Origin of the sequence: Nostoc sp. DedQUE07 (assembly GCF_034530975.2) — a bacterium.
In the GTDB taxonomy this organism is placed as follows: Bacteria; Cyanobacteriota; Cyanobacteriia; order Cyanobacteriales; family Nostocaceae; genus Nostoc.
In genome coordinates this window covers 1-19,600 of sequence record NZ_JAVRCC020000038.1, presented here as the reverse complement: position 1 = coordinate 19,600, position 19,600 = coordinate 1, and the positions used below count along the sequence as shown (strand labels likewise).

The 19,600-nt window shown below is 42.8% G+C and carries 16 protein-coding genes; 6 read left to right on the top strand and 10 right to left on the bottom strand.

The genetic code is table 11. From position 1 onward, the window contains the following. The first annotated feature begins 58 nt into the window (after positions 1-58). A complete protein-coding gene (folP, locus tag RMZ95_RS24305) occupies positions 59-907 on the top strand; it encodes a dihydropteroate synthase (RefSeq protein ID WP_322682903.1) in 849 nt (282 codons plus the stop codon). A gap of 16 nt (positions 908-923) precedes the next feature. Here folP and RMZ95_RS24300 read toward each other — a convergent pair whose 3' ends face one another. Together RMZ95_RS24300 and RMZ95_RS24295 are read right to left on the bottom strand one after the other, a co-directional pair. Then, positions 924-1,760, bottom strand: coding sequence for an SPFH domain-containing protein (locus RMZ95_RS24300; RefSeq protein WP_322682904.1), 837 nt, complete (start codon positions 1,758-1,760; stop codon positions 924-926). A 35-nt stretch (positions 1,761-1,795) separates the two neighbouring features. Then, the gene (locus tag RMZ95_RS24295; RefSeq protein WP_322682905.1) at positions 1,796-1,966 is read right to left on the bottom strand and encodes a hypothetical protein; all 171 of its coding nucleotides are present in this window, start codon (positions 1,964-1,966) and stop codon (positions 1,796-1,798) included. Between the two features lie 172 nt (positions 1,967-2,138). Here RMZ95_RS24295 and RMZ95_RS24290 point away from each other — a divergent pair, with 172 nt between their 5' ends. Together RMZ95_RS24290 and rpsU are read left to right on the top strand one after the other, a co-directional pair. Then, positions 2,139-2,483, top strand: a complete 345-nt coding sequence (locus RMZ95_RS24290) for a hypothetical protein (RefSeq protein WP_322674200.1) — start codon at positions 2,139-2,141, stop codon at positions 2,481-2,483. A 306-nt stretch (positions 2,484-2,789) separates the two neighbouring features. Then, positions 2,790-2,969 carry a 30S ribosomal protein S21 gene (rpsU, locus tag RMZ95_RS24285; protein WP_069073049.1) on the top strand — a complete coding sequence of 60 codons (180 nt, stop codon included), beginning with the start codon at positions 2,790-2,792 and terminating at the stop codon, positions 2,967-2,969. 270 nt (positions 2,970-3,239) lie between these two features. Here the strand turns inward: rpsU and pth are convergent, their stop codons facing one another. The 3 genes from pth to psbH form a co-directional block, all read right to left on the bottom strand. Beyond that, the gene (gene pth / locus RMZ95_RS24280) at positions 3,240-3,881 is read right to left on the bottom strand and encodes an aminoacyl-tRNA hydrolase (protein WP_322682906.1); all 642 of its coding nucleotides are present in this window, start codon (positions 3,879-3,881) and stop codon (positions 3,240-3,242) included. 369 nt (positions 3,882-4,250) lie between these two features. Further along, on the bottom strand, positions 4,251-4,523 hold the full coding sequence (locus RMZ95_RS24275; protein WP_094348881.1) for a TatA/E family twin arginine-targeting protein translocase: 273 nt from the start codon (positions 4,521-4,523) through the stop codon (positions 4,251-4,253). A 141-nt stretch (positions 4,524-4,664) separates the two neighbouring features. After that, positions 4,665-4,868, bottom strand: a complete 204-nt coding sequence (psbH, locus tag RMZ95_RS24270) for a photosystem II reaction center phosphoprotein PsbH (RefSeq protein WP_322674201.1) — start codon at positions 4,866-4,868, stop codon at positions 4,665-4,667. A gap of 85 nt (positions 4,869-4,953) precedes the next feature. On the opposite strand from psbH, the gene psbN reads away from it, so the two are divergent. After that, positions 4,954-5,085: a photosystem II reaction center protein PsbN gene (gene psbN / locus RMZ95_RS24265; protein WP_322674202.1), complete on the top strand. Its 132-nt coding sequence runs from the start codon at positions 4,954-4,956 to the stop codon at positions 5,083-5,085. Positions 5,086-5,315: 230 nt separating this feature from the next. Here the strand turns inward: psbN and RMZ95_RS24260 are convergent, their stop codons facing one another. The 4 genes from RMZ95_RS24260 to RMZ95_RS24245 form a co-directional block, all read right to left on the bottom strand. Continuing rightward, a complete protein-coding gene (locus RMZ95_RS24260) occupies positions 5,316-6,320 on the bottom strand; it encodes a transaldolase (RefSeq protein WP_322682907.1) in 1,005 nt (334 codons plus the stop codon). A 149-nt stretch (positions 6,321-6,469) separates the two neighbouring features. Next, the gene (gene pyk / locus RMZ95_RS24255) at positions 6,470-7,900 is read right to left on the bottom strand and encodes a pyruvate kinase (RefSeq protein ID WP_322682908.1); all 1,431 of its coding nucleotides are present in this window, start codon (positions 7,898-7,900) and stop codon (positions 6,470-6,472) included. A gap of 342 nt (positions 7,901-8,242) precedes the next feature. After that, complete coding sequence (gene gap / locus RMZ95_RS24250) at positions 8,243-9,286, bottom strand: type I glyceraldehyde-3-phosphate dehydrogenase (RefSeq protein WP_322682909.1); 1,044 nt, start codon at positions 9,284-9,286, stop codon at positions 8,243-8,245. 211 nt (positions 9,287-9,497) lie between these two features. Continuing rightward, positions 9,498-11,336, bottom strand: a complete 1,839-nt coding sequence (locus RMZ95_RS24245; RefSeq protein ID WP_322682910.1) for a vWA domain-containing protein — start codon at positions 11,334-11,336, stop codon at positions 9,498-9,500. 250 nt (positions 11,337-11,586) lie between these two features. Between RMZ95_RS24245 and RMZ95_RS24240 the strand changes: the two genes are divergently transcribed. Beyond that, positions 11,587-11,946 carry a Rieske (2Fe-2S) protein gene (locus RMZ95_RS24240; RefSeq protein ID WP_322674207.1) on the top strand — a complete coding sequence of 120 codons (360 nt, stop codon included), beginning with the start codon at positions 11,587-11,589 and terminating at the stop codon, positions 11,944-11,946. Positions 11,947-12,124: 178 nt separating this feature from the next. On the opposite strand, the gene RMZ95_RS24235 is transcribed toward RMZ95_RS24240, so the two are convergent. Next, positions 12,125-12,628, bottom strand: coding sequence for an Hsp20/alpha crystallin family protein (locus RMZ95_RS24235; protein WP_322674208.1), 504 nt, complete (start codon positions 12,626-12,628; stop codon positions 12,125-12,127). An 828-nt stretch (positions 12,629-13,456) separates the two neighbouring features. Here RMZ95_RS24235 and RMZ95_RS24230 point away from each other — a divergent pair. Further along, on the top strand, positions 13,457-19,276 hold the full coding sequence (locus tag RMZ95_RS24230; protein WP_322682911.1) for a PAS domain S-box protein: 5,820 nt from the start codon (positions 13,457-13,459) through the stop codon (positions 19,274-19,276). Positions 19,277-19,600: the final 324 nt, after the last annotated feature.

The window sequence follows — 19,600 nt, the reverse complement described above, 5'->3', positions numbered from 1 at the left end:
TATGGTGTCGTCACCAGCTTGTTGCTGCTGATTGCCACTAATGGTTCAGTATAAGGTTATGCCAAAAAACTTGATAATTCGAGAACGCTGTTTCAATTGGGGACAGCGGACTTATTTGATGGGCATTTTAAATGTAACGCCCGATAGCTTTAGTGATGGAGGTGAGTTTAACACTTCCTCTACCGCTTTAGTACAGGCGCAAGCACTGGTGGCTGCTGGTGCTGACATCATTGATGTGGGCGGTCAATCAACTCGACCAGGGGCAAAGCAAATAACTCTGGTGGAGGAACTTGACCGAGTACTATCAGTATTACAGGTGTTAAGACCAAAGATTTCAGTCCCGATTTCTGTAGATACAACCCGTGCTGCTGTAGCCAAGGCATCTGTAGAAGCTGGGGCGGATATTATTAATGATATTTCTGGCGGCACTTTTGACTCAGAAATGTTGGCAACAGTCGCAGAGTTAGGTGTGCCGATGATTTTAATGCACATCCGGGGAACACCACAGACAATGCAACAACAGACTAATTATCAAGATTTGCTTGGTGAGATTTATAGTTTTTTGGCTCGGCAAATTGAGGCAGCAACTACTGCGGGTATTGATTTGGATAAAATTATTATCGATCCTGGTATTGGTTTTGCTAAAAACTACGAGCAAAATTTAGAAATTTTTCGCGGCTTGCGATCGCTCGCACCACTCAACTGTCCTATCTTGGTAGGAGCATCTCGTAAAAGTTTTATTGGTCGCATTTTAAATCAACCAGATCCCAAAGGACGAGTTTGGGGTACGGCAGCAGCTTGTTGTGCTGCTATTTTTAATGGTGCTGATATCCTCCGAGTTCACGATGTTCAAGAAATGCGCGATGTTTCATTAGTCGCCGATGCCCTATCAAGACAAGCCACATAAGGTAATTGCTAGGGTATTACTGTTCTTCGTGTTTTTTGCCGTTACCTTCTTGATTTACTGACTCGGCTATCAACTCCTGAAACATTTCACTTGAGTTAGCCGGGTCTACAAAGACAATTTTGGCATTACTGCTCTCACCAAGTTTTTGGCTAGCATCTACGTAATCTTGAGCCACAAGATACCGCAAAATATCCCTACTATCGGGATTGGAACGGAGAGCTTGAGAAATGATTTGCACTGAAGCCATAGTTCCTTCTGCTTTTTTAATCGCAGCTTCTTTTTCCCCTTCTGCTTCGGTAATCAGTGCCCGTTTTTTGATGACGGCGGCTTGTTCCTCTTCCCTAGACTTTCGGACACTTTCAGGTAGAGTAATTCTCTGAATATCTAATCGGAGAATCTCAACTCCCCAATCTGCCGTTACATGATTCAACTGATCTAAGATAGCTGAGTCCATCTCTGCTCTAGAGACGTTGGTCTGCTCTAGGGTATTTTGGGCAATGATTTCTCGGAGCGTAGTTGTGGTTATCTGTGTCAACGATCCTTGCAGATCCTCAATCGCGTAAAAGCTTCTCTCGATATCTCGAATCCGCCAGTATACAATAGCATCCACTTCTACGTAAATATTATCTTGGGTGATCACATTCTGAGGTTTGATGTCTGTAAACTGCTCTCGTGTAGTATCTTCCATGACAATCTGATCGACCAAGGGAACAATAAAGTTCAGCCCCGGTTTAAGTTTTCGATGATACCGCCCTAAGCGTTCGACTAAGGCTTCATTTCCTTGATTAATCAGTTTTGCAGAACCTAATGCATAACCTATAAGGGCTAAAACTATAGCAATAATTGGCTCCATGTATGCTCCTATTAAACTTTGGGGAGAATTTAGTGTCAAAGATATGCTACTAGCTTGTCATATCTTTGAGTTTTATGTTTTGAGTCTGTAATTTTATCAACACCAGCAGCGATGTCGAGTCGCTGCAAGTTTTGTACATATTCTCTAAGTAAGACTGTTTTGCGGAATGCGATCGCTATTAAAGCACCTTGATAAAACCCTGGCAAGGACTAATTGATGTAATCAACATTACTTGTACTGGCATTTTCAGACAGCCTGGAGTTTTATTCAGTATATTTACGCAAAAAAATCATATTCAGGTAAAAATTTGGCAAGATATAAAAACCCCACTATAATCGGATAAAAATTAGCTTGGGCTATTAAAAACATCAAAATATTATGGGTAGATTGTTAATCAAACTTATAGGTTTAATTCTACTTTTCACAGGATTATACTTTTTTGGTCAAAACATCATATTTGTTAGTGGTTACTATTCATATTTTTACCGTAGCTTGCCGGCTACAGCTTCAGTTTTAGCAACGATGACAGGTATATTTGCATTAGTCTTTTTTCAAAGAGAAACTGGTAACTTAGGATGGATTTTTCTAGGCATTGGTATAGTACTAGTTTTCTTAAGCGGTGGAGTTATTTTACAGCCAACTAGCTTATGGAATTTCATAGTTGCTTTTACAGCATTAGCCGCTGGATATAAATTACTAAATGAGGGCAGAATCAACTTTTAAAATCTGTAAATATAGTCAGATTGGCTCATCTACCTTAGGTAGCTAAGATTACATTATTCGCTAGTTCATAGTAAAGCCAGAAAAATTTAGTATTATAATTTTCCCATCTTCTCTATTGGTTCTGAGAGTGCATTAGGGCACTTAGATTAACTTTTAGTTAAGTAATGATTTTCCGAGATAGAAGTACACATAACCCGCGTCAACCGGACGAATAGCCTCTTAATTGTGACTTTAGCTCAGAGGGGTTTTACTAAGGTTGAGGGTAATATTAGAATGGAAACTATTGATGATGAGGAAAAGGGAAGAATGACCCAGGTGGTTCTAGGAGAGAACGAAGGAATAGACTCAGCTTTGCGTCGGTTTAAACGCCAGGTTTCCAAAGCTGGGATATTAGCTGATGTAAAATATCATCGGCACTTTGAAACACCAATAGAAAAACGCAAACGTAAGGCAGTGGCAGCTAGACGCACAAGACGTTTTAAATAAACCTATTTGGTGTGATATCGGCATTGCTTGAAGTTATGACCGAAAACAGGCAATAGCGCTTGCGCCATTATTCATACAAATATTAAGCAAAGTCTGCCGCACCGTTAATTAGGGTGTAAATAAATTACTTGTCCTATACGTAGAGGGCGTTAGAGACTTTATCTTGGTTAGATGGAGCAAGCTAAAATCGCTGCCCATCAACCAAAATAAGCGCCTTTAAACATCGGTTAGCTTTCTTTAATCAGCTGATAGGATAGTATTCATCCAGCCCTAAGACTCAGAATTATTAATTGTGCGGCTATTACAAACATTCATCGCCTTTTCTACTCCCTGCTTGAGACTTAGTTCAATACACTCAACTACGAACTGAAGTACAAGAGACATCTGCTGATTTTCGGCAGCGGAAAATCGCCCTAGCACATGAGAGATAGCACCAGAATCATCGTTATTAGGTGCATCTTTGGGTTTACCAATACCGATTCGCAAACGAGGAAAGTTTTGGGTACTAAGATGTGCGATCGCACTTTTCATACCGTTATGTCCCCCAGCCGAACCAGATAAGCGCAAACGAGTTTTTCCCAAGGGCAAATCCATATCGTCATAAATCACCAACACTGACTCAGGCGGCAATTTATACCAACTTGTCACCGCTTGTATTGCTTGTCCTGAGCGATTCATATAAGTTAACGGTTTCAACAAGCGAATTTTACCTCCACCTAGGGCCATACCCTCGCCATACTCACCTTGAAACTTGCGGTTTTCTGTTAAGGAAATGCGCCAAGAACGAGAGAGAGTTTCTAAAGCAGCAAAACCGATATTATGGCGTGTTTGGTCGTACTTAGCTTCTGGATTCCCTAACCCGACGATTAGTTGTGGAATTACCAAAGCTGGTTGCGTAACAGCTTCTGTCATTTTGCCTACAGTCAATTGATATTTATCACTCTTCTAGTAGTACGCCTTGGCAACTTGGCGGGGTAAAGGGGCAGGGGTAAAGGGTAAAGGTTTTTTATCCCTTACCATGAGTCCCTTTACCCTTTACCCAACCTCCACCTAACATTTTTGGGTTGCCAGACTACTAGTAATGAAGGGTTTGTAGTAAGCACTAAAGTGCTTAGGGATTGCCAAGAAATAAATTATCCAATCTTGTGGGGTGGGCGTCTCGCCCGCCCTTAGTTATGGGCGGACAAGATGTCCACCCCACAAGAAAAATTGTATGTTTTTTTATTTGGAAGTCCCTTAGAAAATAAGGACTAAAGTCCTTACTACGAACTTGACAAACTACTAGCTAGGTTGGGAAGAACTAGCGGTATCCTGCTCAGATTTAGCAGGGTGGATTTGCTTAGGTTCCAATTCAGCAGTAGTCTGTACAACTTCTTCTAACTGTTCTGCTTCTTTTTGAAACTCGTTTTGAAACTCCTTGGAAGCTTCTTGGAAACTACGAATTGTTTTGCCCACACTTCGACCGATCTCTGGTAGCTTTTTTGGGCCAAAGATTAACAGCGCTACTACCATAATTACAGCCATTTCTGGCAGACCAATACCAAATATATTCATTTTTTGTCTCCTGTAAACTCTAAAACCACTACAGAAATTCACATATATAGTTAGTCTAGTCGGAAATCGCAACTCACAAAAAAACCCGGAAAAACCGGGTGTAACTTAACTTGTTATCCAAACTCGCTCGCTGTGTATGTGTTAGCGTCCTAAACTGCGCCAATCGACAAATACATCCTGAACCAACAGTGTTTTATTGTAAAGTTGCAGAATAATCAGCAGAAACACGAAAAATAGCCCTATAAAAACAGCCATTACAGGGGTAGTACCCCAACCTGGAGCCACTTTTCCATACTCAGAGTTCAGTGGTTTCAGGATATCTCCCAACCTAGTCCTTTGTGCCATAGTTCACCTAAGATTACTTGCCAAAGCTTTTTTTAATCTTCTGTAATATTCTATAAGAATAGCACTCATCATCTATCTCTCAATTATGGAACCCGCAATAGTTCTTAGCATTTCTGTGGCTGCCGTGGTGATTGCCATCACAGGAATTTCGATTTATACCTCCTTTGGCCCTCCTAGCAAGGAATTGAACGATCCGTTTGATGACCACGAGGATTAAAAGAGTCATATCATGTCCGCAGCGTAAATTTTTGATGTGATATCTACGATGGACTACGCCTACGTAGACAAGCATTGCTGTTGCTTGTCGGAGTTTTCTCGATGAGCGACTGGCGTGTGGAATGAAATGACTATGGCAATCATAATTAATTACCCAGACATGATATTTAAAGTGCGTTACGGCTTAAGCCGTAACGCACACTACTTTGGATGTTTTTTAATTGCAAGTCCCTAATGGGTTGCCACTACCTCTCCTTCTAGGCGAACCAGTCGGTCTGCCAAAAGTTTCTCAAGGTCTTCTAGGGCCTTGGTGAAACCTTTAATACCTTCGTCTAGTTTGTCAGTTGCCATGCGGTCAGCAGCGTGCATCTTGTCATAGCTAGCTTTGTCAATGGATATCTTTTCGATTTCCAAGTTTGCGGCCTTGGCGGGGTCAAGTTTACGTGGCAGTTCTCCAATGGTTGCTTGCAATTCAGCCAAAAGCGACGGCGAAATGGTCAGCAAATCACTACCTGCAAGTTCAGTAATTTCACCAACGTTACGGAAACTAGCTCCCATAACTTCGGTTTTATAGCCGAACTTCTTGTAGTAGTTGTAGATTTTGGTGACAGACAAAACACCTGGATCTTCGGCTGCTGGGTAGCTATCGCGTCCGGTATCTTTTTTGTACCAGTCGAGAATCCGGCCAACGAAGGGAGAAATTAAGGTAATGCCAGCTTCTGCACAGGCGATCGCTTGGTGAAGACCAAATAACAAGGTAAGGTTACAGTGAATACCTTCTTTTTCAAGAATTTCCGCAGCGCGAATGCCTTCCCATGTGCTGGCAATTTTAATTAAAACGCGATCGCGGCCAATTCCAGCAGCTTTATACTGAGCAATTAATTCCCGTGCCTTAGTGACGGTAGCTTCGGTATCGTAGGACAAGCGAGCATCCACTTCTGTAGATACACGACCGGGAATGATTTGCAAAATCTTTAATCCAAAAGCAACTGCCAAACAGTCAAAAGCTAGAGAAACTATCTGTGCTTGGGCGGCTCCGGCTCCAGCATCTTTCTGGGCTTGGAGTAAAGTTTGATCGACAATTTCCTGATATTCTGGCATTTGTGCCGCAGCAGTAATCAGCGAAGGATTGGTGGTAGCGTCTTGGGGTTTGAACTTTTCAATTGCCTGGATATCCCCTGTATCTGCGACTACAACAGTCACTTGTCGCAATTGTTCCAGTAAATTCTTAGACATAAAATACTCCGTGATGTTTGTTACAGGATTTACTTATTCCCCAGTTCTTTACACTCTTTACTCTTCCTTCAATTCTGATTCTGGCAATTTTTCTCGATCGTTGCCCAATTTTGCTTACTATCTTGTGCCACAGCCTTATTCTAAGTGCCTTATGCCGAAATTGGCTGTCCAATGGAATGCACTTTGATTAAACTAGTTGTTCCTGATTTACCAATTGGAACACCAGAGGTAATTACTACTTTATCGCCCTTATTCGCTAAACCCATGTCTACAACTGTGTTCACCACATTAGTAAACATCTCTTCGGCATTGTGGACTGGTGGGATCAGCAAAGCTTCCACACCCCAAGAAAGTGCTAATTGGCGATAAGCGGTGATGTCGGAGGTTAGGGCAATAATGGGAGAAGTAGGGCGATATTTAGAAACCATTCTCGCCGTACTTCCTGATGAAGTGTTACAAAGAATTGCCCGTGAGCCAGTTTCATAGGCGATGCGACAGACGGATTCTGCCACAGATTCGGTAACGCTGAGACTGCCCGCTTCATGACACCAAGCGTGTTTGCTACCCTCATCGAGAGCTTGTTCTGTCCGCACGGCGATGTTGTGCATCATCTGGACGGCGGCGACGGGATATTGCCCGACAGCTGTTTCACCAGAAAGCATTACCGCGTCTGTTCCATCCAAGATAGAGTTAGCAACATCGGTTGCTTCGGCGCGGGTGGGATCGGGGGCGCTAATCATTGACTCTAACATTTGGGTGGCTGTAATCACTGGCTTGCCAGCACGATTGCAACGGCGAATAATATCTTTTTGAATTAGGGGTACTTCGTGAATTGGCACTTCCACCCCTAAATCGCCACGGGCAATCATAATTGCGTCGGCAACCTTCAGAATAGAGTCGAAATTTTCTACTGCCTCTGCTCTTTCGATTTTGGCAATTAAGCGAATCGAAGCGCCAGCCGCTTCAATCATCCGCTTGGCGGGTTCTAAGTCTTGTGGCGATCGCACAAAGGATACCGCCACCCAGTCTACACCCAACTGAATCCCAAAACGCAGATCCAGCAAGTCTTTTTCGGTGATCGAACTTACAGGTAAAGGAGTTTGAGGCAGGTTTACTCCCTTGTGCGTAGAAATTAGCCCGCCAATTTTAACTTGTGCCCGAATGCGATCGGCATCGCGATCGGTAACTATCAACTTGACACGACCATCATTAATCAAAATCGGTTCGCCTGGTCGCACCATTGCAAACAAAGTCGGTAATGGTAAGGGTAGTTCGTCGATACTCTCACCCTTTTCTTGCAAAACAAAAGTAACTTCAGTACCAGCTTCTAAATTTAACCCTTCTGGTGGTAAAGTTCCCAAACGAATTTTCGGGCCACATAGGTCTTGCATAATGGCGATCGGCTTTTGCAGTTCAGTACTAATCTGCCTGAGATAGTGAGCCGTTTGGGCGTGGAATTCATAAGCTCCGTGGGAAAAATTCAGCCGTGCCACATTCATTCCAGCTTTTACCAAGGATTGCAGCTTTTCAGGTGCAGATGTAGCCGGGCCAACAGTACAAATGATTTTGGTTCGACGCATAGGGATTGGGGGTTGAGGAGTAACCTGCAAATTTGGATGCTTTGAGCGTAGGCGTAGCCCGCACTTCGACAAGCTCAGTGACCATCGTAGACATCGCACAAAACATCCAAATTCACACGTGCTTCATATCACTGGTTTGCTAAATAAAAATACTAGATTCCGTTTTATTTTCGGAGTATTTACCATTTGACCCAAATCCCAAATTGGGTACTGGGTACTGGGGATTAGGAACTGGGGAAAAAACTTAATTACTAATGCCCCATGCCCCATGACGCCACTTGCTCCACTTGGGGAGACCCCAAGACCGCAGTGGCTCCCCAATGCCCCATACCCAAAAACTAATCAAACCACAGCCACTGTCGGTGCGAGTTGTTCCTTCTGTGACATAGACAACATCAAGTCAATCACGCGATTTGAGTAACCCCACTCGTTGTCATACCAGGCAATTACCTTGAAGAAGTTGGAATTCAACTCAATCCCAGCACCTGCGTCGAAGATACTAGAATGGGTATCGCCTTGAAAATCTGTGGAAACTACTTCTTCATCTGTGTAACCCAAGATACCCTTTAATGACCCTGCGGCAGCCTCCTTCATAGCAGCACGGATTTCTTGATAACTGGTGTCTTTGGCTGTTTTGAAAGTTAAATCAACTACGGAGACATCGGGAGTCGGAACTCGTAATGCCATCCCAGTTAACCTGCCCTTCAATTCTGGTAAAACCAGTGCTACGGCTTTCGCTGCGCCTGTGGAGGAGGGAATAATATTTTGGGATGCACCTCGACCACCCCGCCAGTCTTTCTTGCTGGGGCCATCTACAGTTGGCTGAGTCGCAGTCATAGCATGGACTGTGGTCATCAACCCTTCAGTCAACCCGAAATTATCATTAATGACCTTAGCTATGGGAGCTAGACAGTTTGTAGTGCAGCTAGCATTGGAGACAATGATATCCTTGCTAGGGTCAAACAGTTGATGATTAACACCCATTAACAGGGTAGTAACTCTATCTGGATCTTTGGTGGGAGCGGAAATTACCACTCGCTTTGCACCTGCCTTCAGGTGGTTTGCAGCTCCTTCATAGTCAGTGAAGAGTCCGGTAGCTTCCACGACATAATCTGCACCTAATTTCCCCCAAGGTAACTCTGCTGGATTCCTGACTGACACACAAGGAATGAAATGTTCGTCAATCAGGATGCCGTCTTCCTTGGCTTCAACCTTGTGCTTTAATTGACCGTGGGTTGAGTCGTACTTTAATAGATAAGCGAGGTTATCTGGTGGTACTAGGTCGTTAATACCCACAAACTCAATGTTGGGATTATCGATGCCAGCGCGAAGTACAAGTCGCCCGATTCGACCGAAGCCGTTGATACCAACTTTCAATTTAGTCAAGATTAAACCTCCCGTTGTGGAAGTTGAACAAAAGGAGAAAGTTAAAAGTCAAAATAGATTGCCTTTTACTCTTTACTCTTTGATCCTGACAGTCTCAGTCAGCTAAGGCATATTTACTTGGCATATTTTAAGGATTGGGGCATTGGGCAATTATTCTCCTCTGCTCCCCTGCCCCTCTGCTCCCCTGCTCCCCTGCCCCCCACTCCTCAATTCAAGTGGGTTGGACAAATCGCTTAATTTCACCACAGGCAATATAAGATTTGCCATCTGGTGCGGTTTTGACTTCATCAACGACGTAAAGCATTCCTTCCTCGCGCACCGATCGCGGAAAACGCATATTCCAATCCGGTTCATATCCGTCGGAAACCACTCTAGCACGTAGTTTGCTGCCATCTTTGACACACTGAACTAAAATACTGTCCCCGACGCTGTCAGTTGTGGGCAGATCGGCAGCACTGGCAGGCCCTTTGGAAGCTTTACCTGTGTTAGCTCGATTGGATTGTCTAGGGGCAACGAAGATATCTGTTTCACCGGGTTGAGCAAAACGGGTGATTTTACCACGTACCCGATAGAAAGTAGCATCGCTTGAGAGTTCCAATCCTTCAACGACATAGCGCGCCCCTTCGGCACGAATGGCACGGGGAAACTGAATGTTCTTGGTTAAATCGTAGCCTTCAGACATGACCTTGACCCGCAGTTTACCCCCTTCACGAACGCAGTGCAATTCAACACCTGAACCGACTTCATTCACAATCGGCATGGCGTACACTTCATCGCCAGTAGTGACACCGCGACCCACCAAATCGCTGCGATTGCGCGTCATCGTTTGGTAAGTCTGATCTCGCATCTCTTTCCGTCCGGCATTGCCTAAAGCTTTTTGAGCGATTCGACTGGCGAAATATTCCAGCTGATCGATTTCTTCAGCAATTTCAAAATTCTCATTCAAGCCTTTATCTCGCAAATCTTTCACAAGCGATCGCAGGGTTTGTTCAGCTTCCTGATGCTTGCCTTGTTCAGCGAGATTAAGGCTAGTCTCTTTAGCCTTAGCAATAGTAAGGCGACTCAGTTCCAGAATTATATGGCTTGTAGCAGCAAAAGCTGCTTCCTCAACAGTGCCAACTTTGGCGACGACATCTATAGTACCGGAAACGCTTTGAATGCGGTCATCTTGCACAACATCGGCGCTGTAATGCAGTTTCATCACAGGTAAATCACCAACTTGAGCGCTTGATATCCCCAGACTCAAACCGAGAAGTTTGTCCTCATCCTCGTAAAGCTCTCCTAAGGTGATGACAGCTTGACTGGCGTCATTCTGGCTAACTTTAGCCAGACTTAAGGTATCAACCAGGCTGACACCATCTGCCAATTCAAGTGTCACCTTGAGGTTTTGTCCCACTACTGCTCTTAAACTATCTAGCTCAATACTAAACACTTCAGTTGCTTCATCGATGCTTTGAATGAAGTAGAAGTTGCCTGTGGCTGCCCTTGCCATTCCAATCAGCAAGTCTTCGTTGAAACCTTGAGCAAAACCTAACGTAGTTGTGATAATACCTTCCTCAGCTTTTTGCCCTGCTGTCGCCGTCAGGATTTTGGGGTCTTGAATGCCCATATTGGCGTGACCATCGGTAAGCAGAAGAACACGGTTGATTTTTTGCGGATCGAGTCGCGTCTTCACGTGTTCGCAGCCTTTGAGCCATCCCCCCGATAAGTTGGTAATACCGCCTGCTCTCACTTTGCGGATGGAATTTTTCAGTGCGGCTTTGTTAGTCACAGACTGGGGTGGCACAACGCTATCCACTTCATCGTCGTAAACAACTACTGAGAGAATGTCATCTGGCTCAAGTCGCTCTACCACAGACTCAGCAGCTTTGAGTGCGTGATGCAAGGGAGCGCCTGCCATAGAGCCGGAACGGTCAATTACAAGCGAAAGGTTAAGGTTACGTCGAGGAGATTTAGCTATGTCGGCACGAAAACGTAGCAAAATATTTGTCTTTAATGAAGATCCGGCGGCGAGGATAGACTGGTCAAATTCGTAACTTGTCTTAATCATTTTTTATATTCCTAAAAATTGTATTTTTCAGCTATAAGCCTTGTGATACATAGATAGTAAGCGCTTTATTTAGTTTACCCAGAAATAATTTTATTCAGTATAAATCTGTAATTTTTTGTAAAATTTTATAGTTTTAGAATCTTAGACAAAGCCCGTTGTAGACATTCTCGGCTCTCCGGTATTGAAAGGCGATCGCACTGGTCACTATTGCGGGAAACTGTAAGCAGATATATTAGGAGAGGAGAACCTAATGAGTTGGACTAAAGTTCTTGCAGTCGAAGCACTTTCCCCAGGTGCGCGAGAAGTGGTGAAAGTTGGCAACCGAAAAATTTTGCTTTTGAATCACGAAAATCAGCTTTATGCTGTAGATAACAACTGCCCTCACTTAAAATTACCGTTGAAAAGTGGGAAAATTACTGAAAGTGGAGCAATAGTTTGTACCTTTCATCGCAGTGCTTTTGACTTGCGGACTGGTGAGGTACAAGGATGGTGTGCCTGGCCACCTGGTGTAGGTAAAGTGCTCTCGTTGGTTTCACAACAAAAAGCATTGCCAGTATTTCCAGTTCGTGTTGAAGAAGGCAGTATCTGGGTTGATGTGCAAGAGGAATAGCACCCTCTCCCTGAATTTACTGAAACAGTGCTAAATAAAAAAAGAAAAACCCCAGCTAAACTCATTTGCTGGGGTTTCTATCAAAATTTACCTATTCCAGAGAGATAGGAATCATTGAATGAGAAAATAGAACATCTTCTCAAGCAGTTGGAACACTTTGCTGTGATGTTATGTTGGGTTAGTTGTTGCCATTGCCAGCTTCTATAGAAGCTGTAGCACTTTGAGATTGGCCTAAATTCACTTTAAAGACTTTGCTTTGTTCTTGCTCCAGTTTGGGTAAATTCAAAATTAAAATCCCATCTTTCAAGTCTGCCTTAACTTTTTGATTCTGAACTTTGGTTGGCAGAGGAATTACTCTAGCGAACTTGCCATATCGGAATTCAGAATGAACTTTAGCGTTAGATTGGGAATGTTTTTCGTAACGATGCTCACCAGCTATCGAAACTGCATCTTGAGTAACTTGAATATCCAAGTCTTTAGCTTCCAGACCTGGAATCTCAACTCTTAATAGCAACTCTGAACCATTATCATGTAATTCAACCGCAGGAACCCACGCTGTTCTCGGTGATGCAGAAATCTCGGAGTTATCGCGCTCGGCTGCTGTAAGCTCAGAGAATAGTTGATCCATTTGACGACGCAGAATTTCCATTTCACGGAATGGTTCCCAACGAATGAGTGCCATATTTTAATCTCTCCTTAACTTTCTAATTCAATCTTGGGTAATCAAACAAAGTTTTAGAGGTGTTTTTTAGAGAGGAGTTTTATTTGCTTTGTTTCTTCTCTCTAGTAAGTAATTTAATAAAAGAAGAATCTCAAAATAGTTGGGTAAACCGTACAGCCATAGGTTGGATTTACCGTATCAAACAAAAAAAGGATGAAAAGCTTGAGAATATTGAATGTCAAAGAAGTAGGCGATCGGAAATTAAACTATATTATGTAATGTAAATTTAATTAAATTCGCTTGTAGCCAGAAGCTCTAGCCCGATCTCAGGGTTAGATTGACAAAGACGCTGGATGTAGCTTGCCGTATGAAGACTTGCTAACGCTTTTGGCGTTTCCCCAAGGCGAAGGGCTACGGTGTGGACACAAGTAGAAAAAAGCTCGATTTCCCATTGTTCTCAGATTTATCTCGTTCTCATACAGAGCATGGCAATGGTTGATTGGGGGCTGCTGTCTCCAGTTAGACATTGAGTCAGAGACTCAATGAATGCATTCCCAGTCTCCGACTGGGAACGAGTCAAGCCCGATCAATCCAGATTTTTAGGACTTGTATGTACACCGTAGCTATTGGCTATTTGGGATTATTCGGATTTAATTAAGTAATGAAGCGGACATGATATAAACAGTTATCCTGGTTTATCTGCAACTTTTATATACACCTAGCGCTGAAGTATGCTTGTAAGCGACGATGATTTTATTTACAATTTGGTGACAGAGTTTTGCTTTCTGATTTCATGTTCAGTTTTATTCCAGAAATTCTTTCTGATTGAAAATTAACTTAGTAACTGATATGGATGCTCAAAAAATAAAAATTTTATTAGTTGATGACAACTTAGAGAATTTACATTTTTTATCAGACATCCTTCAACACCAAGGTTATCAGGTAGAAAGTGTGATTTCTGGGCAATTGGCAATCAAGACAGCACTCGTTTCTCCCCCGGATTTGCTTTTGCTAAATGTTCTCATTATCGACAAGGATGATTATCAAGTATGTCAATATTTGAAAGTTAACGATAAAACTCAAGATATTCCGATAATTCTTTTCGGAATTTTCGATGATTTTTTGGAAAAGATAAGCGTCTTCAATTTAGGCGATGTTGACTATATTACTCAACCATTCAAAACTAAAGAAGTTTTATTACGCGTCCAAAATCAACTCAATGTCCAAAGATTGAAAAAACAGTTAAAAGAAAAAAATGCCCAACTGCAACAGGAAATTCAAGAGCGTCAACGGATTACAGTTGAGTTAAATATTTGCAACAGACAAATAGAAGATATTTTTAAAGAAATTCCCGTTAGCATTAGCAAAGCCTTTTGTAGAGAAGTTTATCAAAGCGAACGCCTGGTAGTCGAAGCCGCCCTGAAGAAGAGTGAAAGTCAGTATCGGCTTTTAGTGGAGACATCCCAGGACGCGATCTGGTCGGTGGACATTGATGGACTAATTACCTTTGTCAATCCAGCAGTCAAGCAGATTTATGGCTACGAACCGCAAGAAATGATCGGGCGTGCCTTAATTGATTTCATCTCACCTACACAAGTTGCTCAAGATAAAGTAGCCTTTGAGGGTGTTCTTCAGGGAAAGTCTATTTTCCAGCATGAAACTACTTGTGTAGCTAAAGATGGTACTTTGCTTTATCTAATGTTGAATGCGATCGCATTACGCAACGAAGAGGGTCAGGTTATAGGCATGACGGGCACTGCTAGTAATATTACGCAGCGTCGAGGTGTAGAAAAATTACTCCAAGAAAGCGCGATTAAGCTCCGCAATCATAATCTCGTGCTCACACAATTGGCACAAAATCAAATACTTTATCAGGGTGATTTGAAAGCAGCCTTGGGTAAAATCACAGAAACAGCTGTCAAAAATATTAGCGTAGAAAGAGCTAGTGTCTGGCTGTATGACGCAACAAATATAAAAATCCAGTGTTTCGATCTATTTGAGGGCAGTTGCAATCAACATAGCGAAGGACTTTTCTTATCAGTAGCAGACTATCCAATTTATTTTGCAGCTTTGCAGCAAAACCAATCAATCGCCGCAGATGATGCTCATACCGATCCCAGAATTAAAGAATTTTCTGCCTCTTACTCAAAATTAAACATCACCTCTATCCTCGATACACCTATTAGGCTGGAGGGAAAGACCGTAGGAGTTTTATGTCTGGAAGCAGTGGAAGTTACGCATTATTGGACGCTAGAAGACCAAAATTTCGCTCGCTCTCTGAGCAATTTAGTATCCTTGGTATTGGAGGCAAAAGAACGCCAACGCGCAGAAGCAGCACGACGGGCTTCTGAAGAAAAGTTAGCATCAGCTTTCCGGTCATCTCCCGATCCAATTGCCTTAATTACTGTTCAGGGCAAACGCTACATCGAAGTAAACGACAGCTTTTGTCGGTTTTTTGGTTATTCTCGCTCTCAAGCGATCGATCGCACCGATAAAGAATTGCATATTTGGGTGAATCCAGAAGAATATAATTTTCTTACCCACATTCTGCAACAAGCAAAAGCCATCCGCAACTATGAAATTGATGTCTGCACTTCAACAGGAGAAATTAAAACAACACTGTTGAGTGCAGAAATGATCGAGATTGATGGGCAATGGTACGTACTGGGAACCACCAAAGATATTACTGAACGCAAGCAGGCAGAAAATGAAAGCCGTTTGTTGCTGTTGACAACCCAAGCTATCACTCGCGCTAGCGATGTCAACAGCGCCTTAGCAGTGGTCTTGCGCTTAATTTGTCACACCATTGGCTGGGATTTTGGTGAAGCCTGGATACCTAACGAAGATGGGACTGTTTTAAAACACAGTTTAAGCTGGTACGGGGAACAGAGCAGCTTAAAAGAATTCTGCCAGCAAAGCCAAACTTTGAAATTTGCTCTGGGAGTGGGATTACCAGGAAGAGTTTGGCAAAGTCAAGAACCAGAATGGATAGAAGATGTTTCTAAAGTTACACAACCAGTTTTCTTGCGATCGCCACAAGCCGCCAAGGTAGGATTAAAAGCTGGTTTTGGTGTTCCCATACTGGCTGGGAACCAAGTATTAGCTGTTTTAGTGTTTTTTAAACGTAGCTCAGTATTGGTAGATCGGCGTTTGCTCTTGCTAGTCAGTGCTGTTGCGGCTCAATTGGGTGGGTTGATTGAGCGCAAAACTTTAGAACAAGAATTAGCGCTCAGAGAAGCTCGTCTCAATGCCTTTTTTAGCAGCGCTCCTGTCGGCATGAATATTGTAGATAAACAGCTGCGATTTGTGCAAATTAACCAACTGTTAGCGGAGATTAATGGACTACCCCAGCAAGCTCATATTGGCAAGACCATCCATGAAGTTTTACCCGACATCGCTCCTTTAGTAGAACCAATTTATCAACAAGTTCTGATAACTGGTCAACCGATTATTAATCAAGAATTAAGCAGCGCATCAATCAAGCAACCAAATATTATCCGCCACTTCTTAGCTTCTTATTTTCCGATTATTGGTGAAGGCGATCGCCCCTCTGGTGTTGGCACAGTTTTAGTAGAAATTAGCGAACTACATGCAGCCCTACGCGAACGCAAACACGTCGAACAAGAACTGCGTTTAGTCAACGAACGCCTACAATATCTGCTTACCTCTAGCCCTGTAGTCATTTATAGCAGCAAAACCTCAGATGATTTTAGCATTACTTTTATCAGTGAAAACATTAAAGAAATGGTAGGCTATGAAGCGCAAAAATTTATCGGTAACTCCAGTAGTTTTTGGCTCGATCGCGTCCATCCACAAGATATTGAACCGATCTCGGAAAAATTTTCCCACCTTATTAAGCAGGAGTACATTTCTTACGAATACCGTTGGTTACACGCTGACGGAACTTATCACTGGTTCTACGAAGAGATGAAGTTAATTCGTGACGAAGCAAATTCCCCGATCGAATGGGTTGGTTATTGGGCAGACATTAACGATCGCAAATTGGCAGAACTAGCTTTGCAATCAGGTCAGCAACGATATCAACTTCTGGCAGAAGCTTCACCAGCTTGTATCTTTCATACTGATGTGGATGGCAATGTTTTATATTTTAATCAACGCTGGAGTGAAATTACTGGATATAGTTTAGAAAGCTCTCTGGGAACACATTGGGCAAATGCCGTACATCCAGACGACCGCGAGCAGCTATTGTTAGCATGGAATCAAGCAACAGCTGCTAAGTCAACCTATAAATACGAACATCGTTTTTTGCATGATGATAGTACAGTTGTCTGGGTAATTTGTCATGCTTTGCCAGAATTTAGAGATGATGGAGAAATTAAAGGTTACATCGGTACAATTACTGATATTACCGATAGAAAATTGGCAGAAGAAGCCTTGCGTGAGAGTGCAGAGCGAGAAAGAGCGATCGCGCAAGTGATTCAAAGAATGCGCCAAACACTGGATTTAGAGACGATATTTGCAGCGACAACCGAAGAATTACGCCAAGTACTCAACTGCGATCGGGTTGTTGTCTATCGTTTCAATCCTAACTGGAATGGCGAATTTGTTTCTGAATCGGTGGGTAACGGTTGGATTTCTCTCATAGAAGAACATAACAATGACCCTCATCTCACAGAAGGTGTTTTACAAGATGGGCGTTGTCTTGCGAAAATTTTGGATAGCGCCGATAATCAGGTGGAATATCCCGATCTGCAAGTAACCCCAGGTGCAAGTTTCATCTGTGTCCCAGACATTTACAACGCTGATTTTCATTCTGCTTATATCAACCTTTTAGAGCGCTTTCAGGCTAAAGCCTATATTATTGTTCCGATTTTACACGGTAGTCAGCTTTGGGGATTGTTGGCGAGTTATCAAAATTCCGATCCCCGCCAATGGAAACCAGGAGAAATCAATATCGTAGTTCAAATTGGCAATCAGTTGGGTGTTGCTTTACAGCAGGCACAATTGCTAGCGCAAACTCAAAGGCAGTCACAAGCATTGCAAGAAGCTGTGATCGTTGCTGATGCTGCTAATCGTGCCAAAAGCGAATTCCTGGCCAACATGAGTCACGAACTGCGTACTCCACTTAACGCCATCCTCGGTTTTACCCAAGTCATGAGCCACGATCGTGATTTATCAACTGAACATCAGCAAAATTTAGCAATCATCAATCGTGCAGGCGAACATCTCCTGAATTTAATCAACGACATTTTGGAAATGTCTAAAATCGAAGCTGGCAGAATAACCTTAAATCTCAACAGTTTTGACTTAATTCGCCTCTTAGAAAACCTCGAAGAAATGTTGCGCTTCCGCGCCACCTCCAAAGGATTGGAATTAGTCTTTGAATATACATCTCACCTTCCCCAATACATCCAAGTTGACGAAAGTAAACTGCGTCAAGTCTTACTTAACCTCCTGGGAAATGCAATCAAATTTACCGATACTGGCAGGGTGACACTGCGGGTGGGGATGGGGAGTGGGGACTGGGGAGTAGGAGAGGCAGGGGAGCAGGGGAGCAGGGGAGTAGGTGAGCAGGGGAGCAGAGGAGAAGGAGAAGTAGTAGTAAGTCTTTCCCCTCAGCGCCTCAGCCCCTTTGCACCTCTGCCCAATGCCCAATGCCCAATGCCCAATACTTCGACTTCGCTCAGTACAAGTGCCCTATGCCCAATGCCCAATGCCCAATTTCTAACCTTTGAGGTTCAAGATACTGGCCGCGGTATTGCCCCACAAGAAATTGACTTGCTCTTTGAAGCTTTTGGGCAAACTGAAACCGGAAGAAAATCGCAACAGGGAACAGGACTAGGTTTAGCAATTAGCCGCAAATATGTGCAACTAATGGGAGGAGATATTAGCGTCACCAGCACTATTGGCGAGGGAAGTAAATTTACTTTTGATATTCAAATTGGTCTAGCCATAGCCAGCGAAATCCAGATTGAACAAACTAGACCCCAAGTTATTAGTTTAGCGCCTGCTCAAAGTGAATACCGTATTTTAGTGGTTGATGATTCCACAGACAGCCGTTTAGTGCTAATGAAAATTCTCACATCTATCGGTTTTGCAGTCCAAGAAGCAATAAATGGCATTGAAGCGATCGCACTTTGGCAGACATGGCAACCACATCTGATCTTAATGGATATGCGGATGCCAATTATGGACGGCTACGAAGCTACAAAAGTTATTAAAACTAGAGAAGAAACCTCAATCCAAAATACCAAATCCCAAATTCCAAATTGGAAGACAATTATTATTGCTTTAACTGCTAATGCTTTCGAGGAACAACGAGAAGCAATAATCAAAGCAGGTTGCGATGATTATATTAACAAGCCTTTCCGCGAGGAAGAATTACTAGAAAAGTTGAGCGAATATTTGGGAGTTCAATATATTTACCAAGAAGAAAGCTATCAGCTAACAAACCTAAAGCAACCAAGGCCAAAATCAATATTGACGCTTACAGATTTAGTGAATTTATTATCTGAAATGTCCCCTGAATGGGTGAAACAGTTATATACTGCCGCAGCTCAATGTAGTGATGACCTGATTTTAGAATTAATTGAGCAAATCCCTTCAGAAAATGCTGTACTGCAAAATTTTATCAAGAATTTAGCCCATGATTTTCAGTTTGAGAAAATTATGGAATTGACGAGTATTGCAGGAATATTATCCAGTTAATACAAATTGATTTACTAGTAAGTAAGTTTGTAATCAGGACTTTAGTCATTCATTTTCTAAGAAACCATTTATAAAGTAAATCTTTAGCAAACGCTCAATCAGTGGATTGACTTAGCCGACTGTCTCGCCCATCCCTGCTTCCTAAATAAGCTAAAACACATCTAATTTGCAGATGAAAATTTTCTCAATATCTTGTGGGGTGGGCCGAAAAGCCCGCCCTGATTATGCAACTTGAATGCTGATTAGCTTATTATATCATGTCCGCCTAATTAGTTATAATTCCCGCATCTGTGCAAAAACCAGGAAACCCTCTTTCCCCCTGCC

Excerpts from the sequence above, each read along its gene's own strand:
- pyk (WP_322682908.1), bottom strand. The coding sequence starts at position 7,900 with ATGCGTCGAACCAAAATCATTTGTACTGTTGGCCCGGCTACATCTGCA.
- folP (WP_322682903.1), top strand. The coding sequence starts at position 59 with ATGCCAAAAAACTTGATAATTCGAGAACGCTGTTTCAATTGGGGACAG.
- RMZ95_RS24300 (WP_322682904.1), bottom strand. The coding sequence starts at position 1,760 with ATGGAGCCAATTATTGCTATAGTTTTAGCCCTTATAGGTTATGCATTA.
- RMZ95_RS24245 (WP_322682910.1), bottom strand. The coding sequence starts at position 11,336 with ATGATTAAGACAAGTTACGAATTTGACCAGTCTATCCTCGCCGCCGGA.
- RMZ95_RS24275 (WP_094348881.1), bottom strand. The coding sequence starts at position 4,523 with ATGAATATATTTGGTATTGGTCTGCCAGAAATGGCTGTAATTATGGTA.
- rpsU (WP_069073049.1), top strand. The coding sequence starts at position 2,790 with ATGACCCAGGTGGTTCTAGGAGAGAACGAAGGAATAGACTCAGCTTTG.
- RMZ95_RS24260 (WP_322682907.1), bottom strand. The coding sequence starts at position 6,320 with ATGTCTAAGAATTTACTGGAACAATTGCGACAAGTGACTGTTGTAGTC.
- RMZ95_RS24290 (WP_322674200.1), top strand. The coding sequence starts at position 2,139 with ATGGGTAGATTGTTAATCAAACTTATAGGTTTAATTCTACTTTTCACA.
- psbN (WP_322674202.1), top strand. The coding sequence starts at position 4,954 with ATGGAACCCGCAATAGTTCTTAGCATTTCTGTGGCTGCCGTGGTGATT.
- RMZ95_RS24240 (WP_322674207.1), top strand. The coding sequence starts at position 11,587 with ATGAGTTGGACTAAAGTTCTTGCAGTCGAAGCACTTTCCCCAGGTGCG.
- psbH (WP_322674201.1), bottom strand. The coding sequence starts at position 4,868 with ATGGCACAAAGGACTAGGTTGGGAGATATCCTGAAACCACTGAACTCT.
- pth (WP_322682906.1), bottom strand. The coding sequence starts at position 3,881 with ATGACAGAAGCTGTTACGCAACCAGCTTTGGTAATTCCACAACTAATC.
- RMZ95_RS24230 (WP_322682911.1), top strand. The coding sequence starts at position 13,457 with ATGGATGCTCAAAAAATAAAAATTTTATTAGTTGATGACAACTTAGAG.
- RMZ95_RS24235 (WP_322674208.1), bottom strand. The coding sequence starts at position 12,628 with ATGGCACTCATTCGTTGGGAACCATTCCGTGAAATGGAAATTCTGCGT.